Origin of the sequence: Salmonella sp. JXY0409-18 (genome assembly GCF_020268625.1) — a bacterium.
Lineage (GTDB): Bacteria > Pseudomonadota > Gammaproteobacteria > Enterobacterales > Enterobacteriaceae > Salmonella > Salmonella enterica.
Map to the genome: position 1 here is coordinate 130,156 of NZ_CP084216.1, position 16,100 is coordinate 146,255.

Below are 16,100 nucleotides of genomic sequence, written 5' to 3' on the forward strand. Positions count from 1 at the left end.
TACTTTTCCCATTTTTGCGCCAAATTGGCTCAGAAGCGAGGATTCCAGGCGCTGAACCCCATTATTTTTGCATTTTTACGCAATCCATTGAAATTTGCCGCCCTTGTCGCCCCAGACAATGGGAATGACCATTCACAAGAGAGGGATAAATTAATATCTCTTTGAATTTATGATTAAAAAAATGATTATGTATAAAAATTATTCGTATCGGATTGCTGCGAAAGAAGTGTTACACTAGCGCATCTAAAATGAGTGCGGTATTAGCCATCGGGTTGCTGTGAAGCCTGGGGCGGTAGCGTGCTTTTTTCTGCTTATTTATCCGGACAATTTCAACCAAAGAGTCGCTTGTGGAAAAGCCATTTCGAAGAATTCTGATTATAAAAATGCGTTTTCATGGAGACATGTTACTTACCACCCCTGTCATCAGTACGCTGAAGCAGAATTATCCCGATGCAAAAATCGATGTGCTTCTTTACCAGAACACCATACCGATATTGTCGGAAAATCCGGAGATTAATGCACTCTACGGCATCAGTAACAAAGGCGCAGGAACAAAAGAGAAGATTAAAAACGCGCTATCGCTAATCAAAAAATTGCGTGCTAACTCGTATGATCTGGTCGTCAATCTCACCGATCAGTGGAGCGTGGCGCTTATTGTGCGTTTTTTAAACGCAAAAACAAAAATCTCGCAGGATTTCGGTAATCGTCAGTCTGCTTTATGGAAAAAGAGCTTTACGCATTTAGTACCTTATGCGGGAGAACATGCTGTTGAGCGCACATTATCCGCGCTAAAGCCGTTAGCGTTAAAACAGTATGTCACGGAAACCACCATGAGCTATCGCCCGGAACATTGGGAAAACATGCGACAACAGCTCAAACAACTTGGTGTGACCCGACAATATGTTGTTATTCAGCCTACGGCACGGCAGCTATTTAAGTGCTGGGATAATGATAAATTCTCTCAGGTTATTGATGCCGTGCAGCGCCGCGGTTATCAGGTTGTACTGACGTCAGGCCCGGCCGCAGACGAGATGGCCTGCGTGGATGCTATTGCACGCGGCTGTGAGACAAAACCGGTTACTGGTCTGGCGGGTAAAACTCGCTTTCCTGAATTGGGCGCGTTGATTGACCATGCGGATCTCTTTATCGGCGTTGATTCGGCCCCTGGTCATATTGCCGCAGCAGTCAAAACGCCGGTCATTTGCCTTTTCGGCGCGACGGATCATGTATTCTGGCGTCCCTGGACCGACGACATCATTCAGTTTTGGGCAGGAAATTATCAGCCGATGCCTGAACGGCATGAGCTTGATCGTAATAAAAAATACCTTTCCGTGATTCCGGCTGAAGATGTTATCGCCGCGACGGAAAAAATGCTGCCGCATGAGGCACGCCCCATAGATTTGGACAGCCTGCTATGAGAGTTGCCTTTTGCTTATATAAATATTTTCCTTTTGGCGGTCTGCAGCGTGATTTTATGCGCATTGCCCAAACCGTGGCGGCGCGAGGGCATCAGGTTCGTGTTTATACTCAGTCATGGGAAGGGGAATGCCCGGATAACTTTGAATTAATCCGCGTGCCGGTTAAATCCCGGACGAACCACGGTCGTAACGCAGAATATTATGCCTGGGTGCAACACCATTTGCGCGACCACCCTGTCGATCGGGTGGTTGGATTCAATAAGATGCCGGGCCTTGATGTGTATTACGCCGCAGACGTGTGTTACGCCGAAAAAGTCGCACAGGAAAAAGGATTTTTCTATCGCCTGACATCACGCTATCGGCATTATGCTGCTTTTGAACGCGCCACGTTTGAACACGGCAAGCCGACGCAACTATTAATGCTGACGAATAAGCAGATTGCTGACTTCCAAAAACATTATCAGACTGAAGCGGAGCGTTTCCATATTCTTCCTCCGGGGATTTACCCGGACAGAAAATATAGCCAACAGATCCCAAACAGTCGTCAAATTTATCGTCAGAAAAATGGTATCTCAGAACAGCAAAAATTACTGTTGCAAGTAGGGTCTGACTTTACCCGTAAAGGTGTGGATCGCTCTATTGAAGCGCTGGCATCGCTACCCGAATCTTTACGGCAAAATACGGTGCTCTATGTTGTTGGGCAGGATAAGCCGAAGAAGTTTGCAGCGCTGGCTGAAAGAAGCGGCGTCGGCACGAATGTGCATTTTTTCTCCGGACGTAATGATATCGCGGAGTTAATGGCGGCAGCCGACCTTTTACTGCATCCAGCCTATCAGGAAGCTGCTGGTATTGTTTTGCTGGAAGCCATTACTGCTGGTTTGCCGGTGCTGACAACCGCGGTGTGCGGTTATGCACATTATATTGTGGATGCAAACTGTGGCGAAGCGATGACTGAACCATTCCGCCAGGATGCGCTAAATGAGGTTTTACTCAAAGCGCTGACACAGCCTTCCTTACGCAGCGCCTGGGCTGAAAATGCGCGGTATTATGCTGATACCCAGGATTTATACAGCTTACCGGAGAAGGCCGCAGATATTATTACAGGTGATTTAGATGGTTGAGCTGAAAGCGCCGTTAACCACACTATGGCGCGGTAAAGATGCTTTTGAGGAAGTGAAAACGTTACAGGGCGAAGTGTTCAGAGAGCTGGAGACGCGTCGAACATTGCGGTTTGAGCTGGACGGCAAAAGCTACTTCCTGAAGTGGCATAAAGGCACTTCGCTGAAAGAAATTGTGAAGAACCTGATTTCGTTACGTATGCCTGTTCTGGGCGCTGACAGAGAATGGCACGCCATTCATCATCTACATGAGCTGGGCGTTGATACGATGCACGGCGTTGGTTTTGGTGAAAAAGGCGTAAATCCGCTAACCAGAACATCATTTATTATCACCGAAGATTTAACGCCCACGATTAGCCTTGAAGACTACTGTGCTGACTGGGCTGTTAATCCACCGGACGCGCAGGTGAAGTGGATGATCATTAAGCGTGTTGCGACTATGGTACGTAAAATGCACGCCGGGGGAATTAACCATCGTGACTGTTATATTTGCCACTTTCTTCTGCATTTACCTTTCACAGGTCGTGAAGAGGATTTAAAAATCTCCGTAATCGACCTGCATCGCGCGCAGATACGTCAGCACGTTCCCCTTCGCTGGCGTGACAAGGATTTAATTGGGCTTTATTTTTCTTCAATGAATATTGGCCTGACTCAGCGAGATATATTCCGGTTTATGCGTGAGTATTTCTCTCTCCCCCTGCGAGAGATTTTGCACAAAGAATCGGGGTTGATTCATCAGGCGGATGTTAAAGCCGCTCGAATTAAAGAAAGAACAATAAGAAAAAATCTTTAATATAAAATTTATATATTTAAATAGCTTAGAGGCTATATGTTTCTATTCATATGCATGACTAATTTGCAATTATTGATTGCACGGTCAATTATAGAAAAAGAGCAGTTGAAAAAAGTTGATGTTTTATTTATTGGCGATGTAGATAACGTAAAAAATCAGTACTATTTAAAAAAAATTCAGCCGTTATGTCGGCACTCAGACATCGTCCCGCAGGTAGCAAAATTTTCGACATTTAAAACGATTCAAAGAACACGGTATGCTAAAAAAATCATGGAAAAGTATGCCAGAGAATATCATACTGTTTTCTTCGCGAATTTTCATGTCCCGCTTATACACCATATTTTATCCTGTATCACTTTTTCTGAAATAAAAACCTTTGATGATGGTACAAATAATATCAATCAGAAAAGTATAATGTATGAAAATAAGAATATAAGCGCCACATCGAAGTTAATACGAAAGCTGATGGGGCGTAAATATCATAAAGATGAAATATTAAAGTTAGACGCAAAACATTATACTCTATTTCCTAATAGAACCAACATAATTGAAAAGACCGAAGGAATTATATTGGTACACCATAACGGTCTTCCTGATACGAATAATGGCTTTAAAAAAGTATTATTGGGAACTGTATATACTGATGCGTTAAAAAATAAAGAAGATGAGTGTGTTTTTCTTCAGCATCTTCAGCGGTTTATTAAAAAAGAAGCGGTTGATATATATATTCCTCACCCTCGATATGACTCTCATCAGTTTAATGGTGTATTGAATGTTAGCTCTGAAATGATAGCCGAGGACATTATTTTAGAATATCTGGAGCAAGGGATGTCATTAGAGATATATGGATTTAATAGCACAGTTCAGTATAACCTAAATAATATCTCAACTATCAAAAACTATAAAATAACCAGCCCTTTTCTAAAAGATAGCTTTAATCATGGACTGGGGTTCGATTTTAATCAGGTCTCAGTATAAATATAGTGTTGATTGGGTTTGTTCTTACAGAATTTTAAAAGTGAAGGAAGCCGAATAACATGAGTGTCAGCAAATGGTGACTTCATTGAAAATAGCATTTATAGGCGAAGCGGTATCTGGTTTTGGAGGGATGGAAACCGTTATTAGCAACGTTATCCATACGTTTGAAAATAGCTCTCCGAAAATCAACTGTGAAATGTTTTTCTTTTGTCGTAATGACAAAATGGATAAAGCATGGCTAAAAGCGATTAAATATGCGCAATCATTCTCAAATATAAAATTAAGTTTTCTTCGTCGAGCTAAGCATGTTTATAATTTTAGTCAGTGGCTGAAAGAAACGTCACCGGATATTGTGATATGTATTGATGTCATCTCATGTCTTTATGCCAATAAAGCACGAAAGAAAAGTGGTAAACAGTTTACTATTTTCTCGTGGCCGCATTTTTCGCTCGACCATAAAAAACATGCAGAATGTATAACGTACGCAGATTATCATCTGGCCATCAGTAGTGGTATTAAAGAACAGATGATGGCACGGGGTATCTCAGCGCAAAATATTAGCGTCGTTTATAATCCTGTCTCTATTAAAACAATCATTGTGCCGTCGCCTGAGCGCGATAAACCCGCTGTATTTCTCTATGTAGGGCGTCTTAAATTTGAAGGACAGAAAAGAGTTAAAGATTTATTTGATGGCTTAGCTCGTACGACAGGGGAATGGCAGCTACATATTATTGGTGATGGCTCAGATTTTGAAAAGTGCCAGGCCTATAGTCGGGAGCTTGGTATTGAGCAGCGTGTGATCTGGTATGGTTGGCAAAGCGCGCCGTGGCAAGTCGTACAGCAAAAAATAAAAAATGTCACCGCGTTACTACTTACCTCTGCGTTTGAGGGATTTCCTATGACCCTGCTGGAAGCAATGTCATATGGAATTCCGTGTATTAGTTCTGATTGTATGTCTGGTCCGCGCGATATGATTAAACCCGGTTTGAATGGTGAGCTTTACACCCCGGGGGCTATAGATGATTTTGTAGGACACCTTAATCGTGTTATTTCTGGTGAAGTAAAATATCAGCATGATATTATTCCCGGCACGATTGAGAGATTTTACGATGTGCTATATTTTAAAAATTTTAATAATGCAATATTCTCGAAATTACAAAAGTGATCACTATGAGCAGAAAATATTTTGAAGAAGAAGTCATTCAACAGACTTTAGATTATAACTATGCACAACATAGTGATGCTGATAAATTTAATATAGCTTATGGGATTGATAAAAACTTTCTTTTTGGCTGTGGTGTCTCTATTGCATCGGTTCTCCTTGCTAACCCAGAGAAGGCGTTAGCTTTCCATGTTTTTACCGATTTCTTTGACTCTGAAGACCAGCAGCGATTTGAGGCATTAGCAAAACAGTACGCTACGCAGATTGTTGTTTACCTAATCGACTGTGAGCGCTTAAAATCGCTACCCAGTACCAAAAACTGGACCTATGCAACATACTTTAGATTCATTATCGCCGATTATTTTTCAGATAAAACAGATAGAGTACTTTATCTGGATGCTGATATTGCATGTAAGGGGAGTATTCAGGAGCTTATTGAGCTTAACTTCGCTGAAAATGAGATTGCGGCTGTCGTTGCTGAAGGCGAGTTGGAATGGTGGACTAAGCGCTCGGTTAGCCTGGCAACGCCTGGGCTGGTTTCTGGCTATTTTAATGCCGGTTTTATTTTAATTAACATACCTCTTTGGACCGCAGAAAATATCTCTAAGAAAGCGATTGAAATGCTAAAAGATCCGGAGGTAGTACAGCGCATAACGCACCTTGATCAGGATGTATTAAATATATTGTTAGTGAATAAAGCACGTTTTGTTGATAAAAAATTTAATACACAATTTAGTCTTAACTATGAATTAAAAGATTCAGTTATTAATCCAGTTGATGCTGAGACTGTATTTGTTCATTATATCGGACCAACGAAGCCCTGGCATAGTTGGGGGGCTTATCCTGTGTCACAATATTTTTTACAGGCTAAGAGCAACTCACCATGGTCTCATTGTGCACTTTTAAATCCAGTCACTAGTCATCAGTTACGTTATGCGGCAAAGCATATGTTTAATCAGAAGCATTATACTTCGGGTATAAATTATTATATAGCCTACTTTAAACGTAAACTTCTTGAATAAAACCCATAGGTGATGTAATGGATTCATTTCCTGAGATAGAAATAGCTGAATATAAAGTTTTTGATGAAAGTAATAATAATAATGATGATAACGTATTAAACATTTCTTATGGTGTTGATGAAAACTATCTTGATGGTGTGGGGGTATCAATTGCTTCAGTTGTATTAAATAATAATATCCCGCTCGCTTTCCATATTATTTGTGATTCATACTCCTCGTGTTTTGTAAAATATATAGAGCGTTTAGCCGTACAGCATCACATAAAAATTTCTCTTTATCTTATTAAAGTAGAAAGCCTTGAGGTATTGCCTCAAACTAAAGTATGGTCGAGAGCAATGTATTTTCGTTTATTTGCTTTCGATTATCTCAGCAAGAAGGTAAACACATTACTTTATTTGGATGCCGATGTTGTATGCAAAGGATCTTTGCAAGATCTTTTACAGCTTGATCTGACAGAGAAGATCGCTGCGGTCGTAAAAGATGTTGATTCCATCCAGAATAAGGTAAATGAGAGATTAAGAGCATTTAATTTACAAGGTGGTTATTTTAACTCCGGCGTGGTTTTTGTTAACCTGAAATTATGGAAAGAGAATGCCTTAACTGAAAAGGCATTTTTACTTCTGGCAGGTAAAGAGGCTGACTCTTTTAAATATCCCGATCAGGATGTTTTGAATATTCTCCTACAGGATAAAGTCATTTTTCTTCCGCGACCGTATAATACCATTTATACTATCAAAAGTGAGTTGAAAGATAAGTCACATAAAAAATATAGCAATATAATTAATGATAATACTATTTTAATTCATTATACGGGCGCTACAAAACCATGGCATGCCTGGGCAAATTATCCTTCAGTTATCTATTATAAAAATGCACGACTGAATTCGCCCTGGAAAGATTTTCCCGCAAAAGATGCGCGTACCATAGTTGAATTTAAGAAGCGATATAAACATCTTCTCGTGCAAGGTCATTACTTTAAAGGCCTTCTGGCTGGAAGAGCATATCTTTATCGTAAAATTTTCCACAAATAATTTCCTTCCCTAAATCTCCATTATGATTATTGAAAAAAAGGTTAAAAACTATACCGTCTTTGTCAAAAAAGACGGTGAAAAATACATTGAGATATTCAAAGATTTTCTATCTTATAATCATCAGATTATTAAAGTCTTCCGTAATATAGAAGATACAAAAGTTGTATTGATTAATACAGACTACGGAAAATATATTCTCAAAGTATTTAGTCCAAAAGTAAAAAATACTGAACGATTTTTCAAATCGTTAGTAAAAGGAGATTACTACGAAAAGCTTTTTCATCAGACAGATCGTGTGCGGCGTGAAGGGTTTGCGACGCTTAATGATTTTTACCTGCTGGCGGAAATTAAAACATTACGCTATGTAAAAACATACGTGATGATAATTGAGTATATTGAAGGTATTGAACTTGTTGATATGCCAGAAATTTCTGACGAGGTGAGAGGGAAAATCAAACAGTCGATATATTCCCTGCATCAGCATGGTATGGTTTCGGGCGATCCCCATAAAGGTAACTTTATCCTGCAAGGAAATGAGATCAGAATTATCGATTTGTCCGGAAAAAGACCTTCCAGGCAACGAAAAGCAAAGGATCGTATTGATTTAGAAAGACATTATGGTATCAAAAATAATGTGAGAGATATCGGATTTTACTTATTGATTTATAAGAAAAAACTTCGAAATTTCCTTCGTCGTATTAAGGGTAAGGAAAAGCGCTGACCAATGTAGCACGTTTGGTTTAATTTAAGGGGCTGACTGACTTTTATTTGCTGCAGCGTTATGACATACTTGAGAGAATTTGAGATGTAATATTAGTTATTGAATATAACATTTATTTATAGGTTGCATGATAAACATACGAGTTTTTTATGGGCAGCGTTAATTTCATAACTCACGCCGATGTTCTGCAACTTATTGCGAAAAGAACGGCTGAAGATTGTATTATTTTTCTTTCTGGTCCTACGTCCAGAAAGACGCCGCTGTCCTTGTTACGAATGAAAGATGTCATTGCAGTCAATGGTTCTGTTCAATATTTGCTAAACAATAACGTCAAGCCATTTTTGTACCTTCTGACGGATGTTCGCTTCCTTCATCGCCGGCGCGAAGATTTTTATAACTTTAGCCGTAACAGTCAGTTTACTATCGTCAATCTTGATGTGTACGAACAGGCTTCAGTAGATGATCAAAAATATATTGAAGAAAACTGTTTAATTATTCGCTCCTTTTATCGCCGAGAAAAAGGGGGCTTTTTAAAGAAAATTAAATTTAATATCCTCAAGCGGGTTCATAAAGCATTACTTATTTCAGTTCCTCTTTCGAAAAGAGGACGACTGGCTGGATTTTGCAAGGATATCAGCATCGGCTATTGCTCTTGCCATACTATTGCTTATACCGCTATTCAGGTTGCCTATTCCCTTAAGTATGGTCGTATTATATGTTCTGGGCTTGACTTAACAGGGAGTTGCCCACGTTTCTATGACGAATCTACCAGCCCTATGCCATCTGAGCTTAGTAAAGACCTGTTTAAAATACTGCCATTTTTTACTTTTATGAGAAAAAATGTGAGTGATTTAAATATCTTTAATTTATCAGATGATACTGCAATTCATTACGATATTATTCCATATATTACAGCCTCGGAACTTGAGGATGAAATATATTACGATAAAATTGTCTAGACACTAGATAAATCATTATTTTGCGTTGCTTTGGCACGCATTTCTTTTTCTATAACATTTCTTTTTCTATAAAGTTAACTATTCTGGATTATAGCTATTATGATTAAAAAAATCATATTTACTGTTACTCCTATATTTTCAATTCCTCCTCGTGGTGCGGCTGCGGTAGAAACCTGGATTTACCAGGTTGCAAAACGACTATCAATACCGAGTGCTATTGCTTGTATAAAGAATGCTGGCTATCCTGAATATAATAAAATAAACGATAACTGTGATATTCATTACATTGGGTTTAGTAAAGTTTATAAGCGTCTTTTTCAGAAATGGACTCGTCTCGACCCACTACCCTATTCCCAGCGCGTCCTTAATATTAGAGATAAAGTGACTACCCAGGAAGATAGCGTCATTGTTATTCATAATAGTATGAAACTGTATCGGCAGATCAGAGAGCGCAATCCGAATGCAAAACTGGTTATGCACATGCATAACGCATTTGAACCAGAACTTCCTGATAACGATGCAAAAATTATCGTGCCCAGTCAGTTTCTTAAAGCGTTTTATGAAGAAAGATTGCCTGCCGCTGCTGTTAGTATTGTGCCTAATGGTTTTTGTGCTGAGACTTATAAAAGAAACCCACAAGATAATCTTCGTCAGCAATTAAATATTGCGGAAGATGCCACCGTTCTCTTATATGCCGGGAGAATTTCGCCTGATAAAGGCATCCTGTTGCTTTTGCAGGCGTTCAAAAAATTACGTACCTTAAGAAGTAATATTAAACTTGTCGTTGTTGGCGACCCTTATGCAAGCCGCAAGGGTGAAAAAGCAGAGTATCAAAAGAAAGTACTGGACGCCGCAAAAGAGATTGGAACGGATTGTATTATGGCTGGGGGGCAATCTCCCGACCAGATGCATAACTTCTATCATATAGCCGATCTGGTTATTGTGCCATCTCAGGTTGAAGAAGCATTTTGCATGGTGGCTGTAGAAGCGATGGCAGCAGGAAAAGCGGTTCTTGCCAGCAAAAAAGGGGGAATTAGCGAATTTGTGTTAGATGGCATAACGGGCTATCACCTCGCAGAGCCTATGTCGAGCGACAGTATAATTAATGATATTAACCGTGCGCTTGCTGATAAGGAACGCCACCAGATTGCCGAAAAAGCAAAATCCCTGGTGTTTTCAAAATACAGTTGGGAAAATGTAGCGCAGCGTTTCGAGGAACAAATGAAAAGCTGGTTTGATAAGTGATTGAGTCCTGATGATGGAAAACGCGCTGATACCGTAATAAGTATCAGCGCGTTTTTTTATCTATTTCTTAGCGCCAGCAGAAAACCAGTAATGATACCAATTTGAGCAATATCGACCTGTTCAAAATTACCACGAACGATATAAAAACCAATGAAAGATAAAAATAGCAAAAGATGAGCATTGTAGGGGCTTATCTCTACTTTCCTGAAGGTAGAGCTGGCTGTTTCCCTGATGATAGCGCCGTATAAATAGACCAGGCTCGCCAGACCCAATATGCCAGCACTAAACCAGATGTACAGGATGGTATTATGCGGACCGATGGATTCTTTAAAGGTCCACGTTGGATAATCGACAACGCGTTTATTATAAACACTATCATACACATCATTACCATAGCCGTAGCCCTTGATCGGGTTTTCCTGAATCAGTATCCACGCGGTACCCTGGGTTCCATTAGTATAACGATATGAGCTATCTGTCTGCTGTAATTTATACAGTAAATGTTCTGGGTCTGGTTTGTTATTATGTTGAGTGATAACCAAAGCGCCGATAATGGCTAATAAAATGGCACCAACTCCTATTAACTTCCATTGGCGGTTCAGTATTGCCCACAGAACACCTACTATGAGCACCGCCAACCATGCCCCTCGCGATAGGGTTCCCAGGATAAAGAAAAGGTAGATAGCGCTAAGCACCAAAAAAACCAACTTAATTGCATTTTTTCTAAACAGCCAAATATTCAATAATGCTGGAAATAAGAAAACCATGGAATCGGACATATGTCGATGCGCATAGCTTATGAATGGCATAATCCCTTTATTATAGTCCTCGATATACAGAATACTCTCTGCAAGGCAGCGAAGCCCTAAACTTGTTAAAAAGGAGAAAAGTACTATTTTCGAAACCGTTTCTTTTGTTTCATCTTTTAATAGTACGGGAATTAATAAAGTATATAATAAGAAACCCTCCAGTACCGTATTTTCAAATTCCTTGAAACTTCCTTTCATATCTGGCGATATGAGTATGGAATAAACAAGGATTAATGATAATACTGCTATGCTATAAAATAGGCTATTTTTGAAAAGAGGGGGGAAACTTTTCGGTGAGCGTGAGACCTGATAAATCGCGGTGATAACCATAAGTATGATTATCAAATGTTTATAACGCGTAATACCATCCAGAAAATACGTAGCAACAAAAAGAAAAACCAGCGCTTTATTCCAGATCGGCTTCCATTTCTCTTTATTTAACGTTAATGATGTGGTTAGCATCTTTTCTCCACAATAGGTTTGGGATGAGACAGAGTCTCTTTAATGAATCTTTCCAAATACGCTTGTGGCATCTAAATTCGCCAGGTTCTGTTCTGGTGAGCAGCATGCCATTTGGTTCTTCCCATAACCTCCAATTAACCCAGGGTCCGTTGGGCCATATAGCGTAATATTCGGTCTGTCGAGCGCGGCGGTGAGATGGCTCAGGCCGGTATCAACCGATACGACAAATTTTGCGCCAGCCAGCACTCTGGCGACCTCCTCCAGGCTCATACGCGGTAACACATCCACATAGTCAAAGCCTTCGGCCAGTCGTTTAGCCCGGGCCTCCTCATGAGGCGCGCCCCAGGGAAGTTTTATCCGTAATCCGGTGTTGCCCACCAGGCCGATAAGCTCGCGCCAGTTTGCTTCCGGCCAGTGTTTATCATCGCGGGTCGTGGCATGTAAAAACACCGCATACGGATCGCTAACCGCCTGCTGGCAATGCAGAAAATGTTTTGCGATGGCATAATCGCCCTGCGACTGCGGTTTATCGTATCCCAGACTTTTGGCGAACAGTTCGCGCGTCCGTTCAACCGCATGTTGTTGCTTTGCGATATGGTGTTTACGGTTATAAAACAGGCTGGCCAGCGGTTCGCGGGCGGTACTCCAGTCCATACCGTGCTTTATCCCATGCGCCAGACGCGTCACCAGCGCCGCGCTTTTCACCAGCCCCTGCGCATCAATCACAGCGTCGTATTGGTATGCGCATACCGCCCGATGAAAGGCTGTGCGTTCCGCTTTAATGGGCGCGGAAAACCAGGCTTTGCGCCAACGGCGAATAGCGACGGGAATCACGCGATCGACAGCACTGTGCCAGGACGGAATTTGCGCAAACCCTTCTTCGACAACCCAATCAAATTGAATCCCCGGAATCGCCTGTTGCGCGTCGGTAAGCGCAGGCAGGGTATGTAATACGTCGCCCATTGATGATGTTTTAACGATCAAAACCCGCATTAAACGCCCTCTTCCGACAACAGCGAATGAAGCTCTTCCAGAACCCGCTGCGGCGTGATATCGATCAGGCTCTGGTGATAGCCTTGCGCCGTATCACCTTTACGCACTTTGTGATAACCCGTAATGAGACGAATCACCCGGGCCTTATGAGACAGCGGCGGCGTGAAATCCGGGCTACTTGGGCCATACAAGGCGACCAGCGGGCGGTCGAGCGCCGCCGCGACGTGCATCAGCCCGGAATCGTTAGTGACGATGGCTTTACAGGCGGCTATCAGAATGACGGCCTGTTCCAGCTGGGTTTCCCCCGCCAGGTTGCGACACCATGCCTGCTGCTCGCTATTCAGCGCCGCCAGGATCTCATTTCCGGCTTCATGGTCTTTTGCCGAGCCAAACAGTACGACCTGATACCCTTCGTTAATGAGCTGTTTTGCCAGTTCGGCGTAGTGATAGTGCGGCCAACGTTTTGCCGGGCCAAATTCCGCGCCGGGGCAAAAGCCGATCAGAGGACGTTCAGAAGATAGTGAAAAGTCGCTGCACATCAGCGACTTTTCACCCTCGCTAACCTGGAGCTGTGGCCAGAGTAGCGGCTGCGGCAGATCTTTCGCCGTGCGCATCACGCCCTTGTCATAGGCCAGCGCCACGTAGCGCTCCACCATCAGCGGCCAGGCGTCTTTATCAAGGACGCGCGCATCGTTCAGCAGGCCATAGCGCATTTCGCCGCGCCAGCCGGTACGGTGCGGGATATTGGCAAAGAAAGGAATCAGCGCCGATTTAAACGAATTTGGCAGCACCCAGGCGCGATCGTAGCGCTTCTCACGCAGGCTATGGCCCAATCTACGGCGCTCGCCGATTTCCAGCGCGCCGTGGCCCAGCGGCATGGGTATCGCCTCGTTAACTTCCGGCATACGCGATAATAACGGACGGCACCAGGCTGGCGCCATCACGTCGATTATCGCCTGGGGATAGCGCGCTTTAAGCGTGCGATAGAGACTTTGCGACATCATCATGTCGCCCACCCAGGACGGGCCAATGACCAAAATTTTCATACTTACGCGTCGCGGTTCAGCCAGGCCATATACTCCGTGACGCCTTCGGCGACGGTCTTAAAGGGTTTGTCGTAGCCCGCGTTGCGCAGATTGGTTAAATCCGCCTGCGTAAACGCCTGATAGCGACCTTTCAGCTTATCCGGGAACGGAATGTATTCAATGCTACCTTTTTTATGGTATGCCAGCGTCGCGTCGGCGACGGCCTGGAAAGATTCCGCACGGCCTGTGCCCAGGTTAAAGATGCCGGACTTGCCGCTTTCCAGGAACCACAGGTTAACGGCGGCCACATCGCCCACGTAAACGAAGTCGCGCTTGAAGTTTTCGCTGCCTTCAAACAGTTTCGGGCTTTCGCCGTTGTTTAACTGTGTATTCAAATGAAATGCCACGCTTGCCATGCTGCCTTTATGGCCTTCACGTGGTCCATAGACGTTGAAATAGCGGAAACCGACAATCTGCGAGTTCGCTTCTGGCAGGATCTGGCGCACGTATTCATCAAACAGGAATTTAGAATAGCCGTAAACGTTAAGCGGTTTTTCGTATTCGCGCGATTCGATGAAATCAGACGTGCGACCGCCATAGGTGGCGGCAGAAGAGGCGTAGAGGAACGGGATTTCGCGTTCAAGACAATAGTGCAGCAGCTCTTTGGAGTATTGATAGTTATTATCCATCATATACTTGCCGTCCCACTCGGTGGTGGAAGAGCAGGCGCCTTCATGGAAAATAGCTTCGATATCGCCGAGCTCTTCTCCGGACATAATCTGGATCAGGAAATCTTCCTTATCCATATAGTCAGCAATGTTCAGATCCACCAGGTTTACAAACTTGGTGCCGTCTTTCAGGTTATCCACCACCAGAATATCGGTGATACCTTTATCATTCAGGGCCTTAACGATATTGCTGCCGATAAAGCCCGCGCCGCCGGTAACGATGATCATAACTGTAACCTTTGAATTATGGTGTCAGAGACTGTCTCAGACATGAATGCTCTTATCATAACACTATTCATCCATTCACTGATAACCCGTGAGGATACGCGTGATTTATGCTGCATTTTAAAGAAGTGATGACGCGTCATCTCGTATCAACGTATCGCTTTGGGTAATATGTGCTGAAATTTGCCCAGTCTGGAGAATCGCAATGCGTGGGGATTTTTACAAACAGTTAACCAACGATCTGGAAACCGCCCGAGCGGAAGGATTGTTTAAAGAAGAGCGCATTATTACGTCTGCGCAGCAGGCGGATATCACCGTGGCGGATGGAAGCCACGTTATTAACTTTTGCGCCAATAACTATCTCGGGCTGGCGAATCACCCCGAGCTGATTAATGCCGCAAAAGCGGGCATGGACAGCCACGGTTTCGGTATGGCGTCCGTGCGTTTTATCTGCGGTACCCAGGACAGCCACAAAGCGCTGGAGCAAAAGCTGGCAAGCTTCCTCGGCATGGAAGATGCGATTCTGTATTCCTCCTGTTTCGATGCTAACGGCGGCTTGTTTGAGACGTTGCTGGGCGCGGAAGACGCTATTATTTCCGACGCGCTGAACCACGCGTCTATCATTGACGGCGTGCGTTTGTGTAAAGCGAAGCGCTATCGCTATGCCAACAACGATATGGCTGAGCTGGAAGCGCGGCTGAAAGAGGCGCGTGAAGCCGGCGCGCGTCATGTCCTGATCGCCACCGACGGGGTGTTCTCAATGGATGGCGTCATCGCCAATCTGAAAGGCGTCTGTGATCTGGCCGATAAATACGATGCGCTGGTGATGGTTGATGATTCTCACGCGGTAGGCTTTGTCGGCGAAAACGGTCGCGGTTCCCATGAATACTGCGACGTAATGGGCCGCGTAGATATTATTACCGGTACGCTGGGCAAAGCGTTAGGCGGCGCATCCGGCGGCTATACCGCGGCGCGTAAAGAGGTCGTTGAGTGGTTGCGTCAGCGTTCCCGCCCATATCTGTTCTCCAACTCCCTGGCGCCGGCGATCGTGGCGGCTTCTATTAAAGTGTTAGAGATGGTGGAAGCGGGCGCAGAACTGCGCGATCGCTTGTGGGCGAACGCCCGGCAGTTCCGTGAGCAGATGTCTGCCGCGGGATTTACGCTGGCAGGCGCGGATCACGCCATCATCCCGGTAATGCTGGGAGATGCGGTTGTCGCGCAGAAATTTGCCCGCGAACTGCAAAAAGAGGGCATTTACGTTACCGGTTTCTTCTATCCGGTCGTACCAAAAGGTCAGGCGCGTATTCGTACCCAGATGTCTGCGGCGCATACGCCTGAGCAAATTACGCGTGCGGTAGACGCGTTCACGCGTATTGGTAAACAACTGGGCGTGATTGCCTGAGGATGTAAG

The 16,100-nt window shown here is 43.6% G+C and carries 15 protein-coding genes; 11 read left to right on the forward strand and 4 right to left on the reverse strand.

Features of this window, described 5'->3' with window-relative positions:
• Nucleotides 1-347: 347 nt before the first annotated feature.
• From rfaQ to LDB27_RS00680, 10 genes are all read left to right on the forward strand, one after another.
• Complete coding sequence (gene rfaQ, locus LDB27_RS00635; RefSeq protein WP_001528295.1) at nt 348-1,418, forward strand: lipopolysaccharide core heptosyltransferase RfaQ; 1,071 nt, start codon at nt 348-350, stop codon at nt 1,416-1,418.
• Complete coding sequence (locus tag LDB27_RS00640; protein ID WP_001261579.1) at nt 1,415-2,539, forward strand: glycosyltransferase family 4 protein; 1,125 nt, start codon at nt 1,415-1,417, stop codon at nt 2,537-2,539. The genes rfaQ and LDB27_RS00640 overlap by 4 nt, the downstream gene beginning before the upstream one ends.
• A complete protein-coding gene (gene rfaP, locus LDB27_RS00645; protein ID WP_000229819.1) occupies nt 2,532-3,329 on the forward strand; it encodes a lipopolysaccharide core heptose(I) kinase RfaP in 798 nt (265 codons plus the stop codon). Before LDB27_RS00640 ends, rfaP begins: the two co-directional genes overlap by 8 nt.
• 54 nt (nt 3,330-3,383) lie before the next feature.
• Nucleotides 3,384-4,307 (forward strand): UDP-glucose--glucosyl LPS a 1, 2-glucosyltransferase, encoded by a 924-nt coding sequence (locus tag LDB27_RS00650; RefSeq protein ID WP_000183409.1) that lies wholly within the window; start codon nt 3,384-3,386, stop codon nt 4,305-4,307.
• An 85-nt stretch (nt 4,308-4,392) separates the two neighbouring features.
• The gene (gene waaB / locus LDB27_RS00655) at nt 4,393-5,472 is read left to right on the forward strand and encodes a lipopolysaccharide 1,6-galactosyltransferase (protein WP_015406235.1); all 1,080 of its coding nucleotides are present in this window, start codon (nt 4,393-4,395) and stop codon (nt 5,470-5,472) included.
• Nucleotides 5,473-5,477: 5 nt separating this feature from the next.
• The gene (waaO, locus tag LDB27_RS00660) at nt 5,478-6,491 is read left to right on the forward strand and encodes a lipopolysaccharide 3-alpha-galactosyltransferase (protein ID WP_000088486.1); all 1,014 of its coding nucleotides are present in this window, start codon (nt 5,478-5,480) and stop codon (nt 6,489-6,491) included.
• A 17-nt stretch (nt 6,492-6,508) separates the two neighbouring features.
• Entirely contained in the window at nt 6,509-7,522 is a 1,014-nt protein-coding gene (gene rfaJ, locus LDB27_RS00665; protein ID WP_225519904.1) for a glycosyltransferase family 8 protein, read from the forward strand.
• Nucleotides 7,523-7,544: 22 nt separating this feature from the next.
• A complete protein-coding gene (rfaY, locus tag LDB27_RS00670; RefSeq protein WP_000582813.1) occupies nt 7,545-8,243 on the forward strand; it encodes a lipopolysaccharide core heptose(II) kinase RfaY in 699 nt (232 codons plus the stop codon).
• Between the two features lie 149 nt (nt 8,244-8,392).
• Nucleotides 8,393-9,202 carry a 3-deoxy-D-manno-oct-2-ulosonate III transferase WaaZ gene (gene waaZ / locus LDB27_RS00675; protein WP_000536017.1) on the forward strand — a complete coding sequence of 270 codons (810 nt, stop codon included), beginning with the start codon at nt 8,393-8,395 and terminating at the stop codon, nt 9,200-9,202.
• A gap of 99 nt (nt 9,203-9,301) precedes the next feature.
• Complete coding sequence (locus LDB27_RS00680) at nt 9,302-10,447, forward strand: lipopolysaccharide N-acetylglucosaminyltransferase (RefSeq protein WP_000591827.1); 1,146 nt, start codon at nt 9,302-9,304, stop codon at nt 10,445-10,447.
• A 56-nt stretch (nt 10,448-10,503) separates the two neighbouring features.
• Here LDB27_RS00680 and rfaL read toward each other — a convergent pair whose 3' ends face one another.
• The 4 genes from rfaL to rfaD are packed head-to-tail and all read right to left on the reverse strand — an operon-like array spanning nt 10,504 to nt 14,692.
• Nucleotides 10,504-11,718 (reverse strand): O-antigen ligase RfaL, encoded by a 1,215-nt coding sequence (gene rfaL / locus LDB27_RS00685; protein ID WP_000958452.1) that lies wholly within the window; start codon nt 11,716-11,718, stop codon nt 10,504-10,506.
• 39 nt (nt 11,719-11,757) lie between these two features.
• On the reverse strand, nt 11,758-12,711 hold the full coding sequence (rfaC, locus tag LDB27_RS00690) for a lipopolysaccharide heptosyltransferase RfaC (protein WP_001264614.1): 954 nt from the start codon (nt 12,709-12,711) through the stop codon (nt 11,758-11,760).
• Nucleotides 12,711-13,757: an ADP-heptose--LPS heptosyltransferase RfaF gene (gene rfaF, locus LDB27_RS00695; protein WP_000699196.1), complete on the reverse strand. Its 1,047-nt coding sequence runs from the start codon at nt 13,755-13,757 to the stop codon at nt 12,711-12,713. Before rfaF ends, rfaC begins: the two co-directional genes overlap by 1 nt.
• A gap of 2 nt (nt 13,758-13,759) precedes the next feature.
• Nucleotides 13,760-14,692 (reverse strand): ADP-glyceromanno-heptose 6-epimerase, encoded by a 933-nt coding sequence (gene rfaD, locus LDB27_RS00700; protein WP_000587771.1) that lies wholly within the window; start codon nt 14,690-14,692, stop codon nt 13,760-13,762.
• 202 nt (nt 14,693-14,894) lie between these two features.
• Here rfaD and kbl point away from each other — a divergent pair, with 202 nt between their 5' ends.
• Complete coding sequence (gene kbl, locus LDB27_RS00705) at nt 14,895-16,091, forward strand: glycine C-acetyltransferase (protein ID WP_001213790.1); 1,197 nt, start codon at nt 14,895-14,897, stop codon at nt 16,089-16,091.
• The last annotated feature ends 9 nt before the right edge of the window (nt 16,092-16,100 follow it).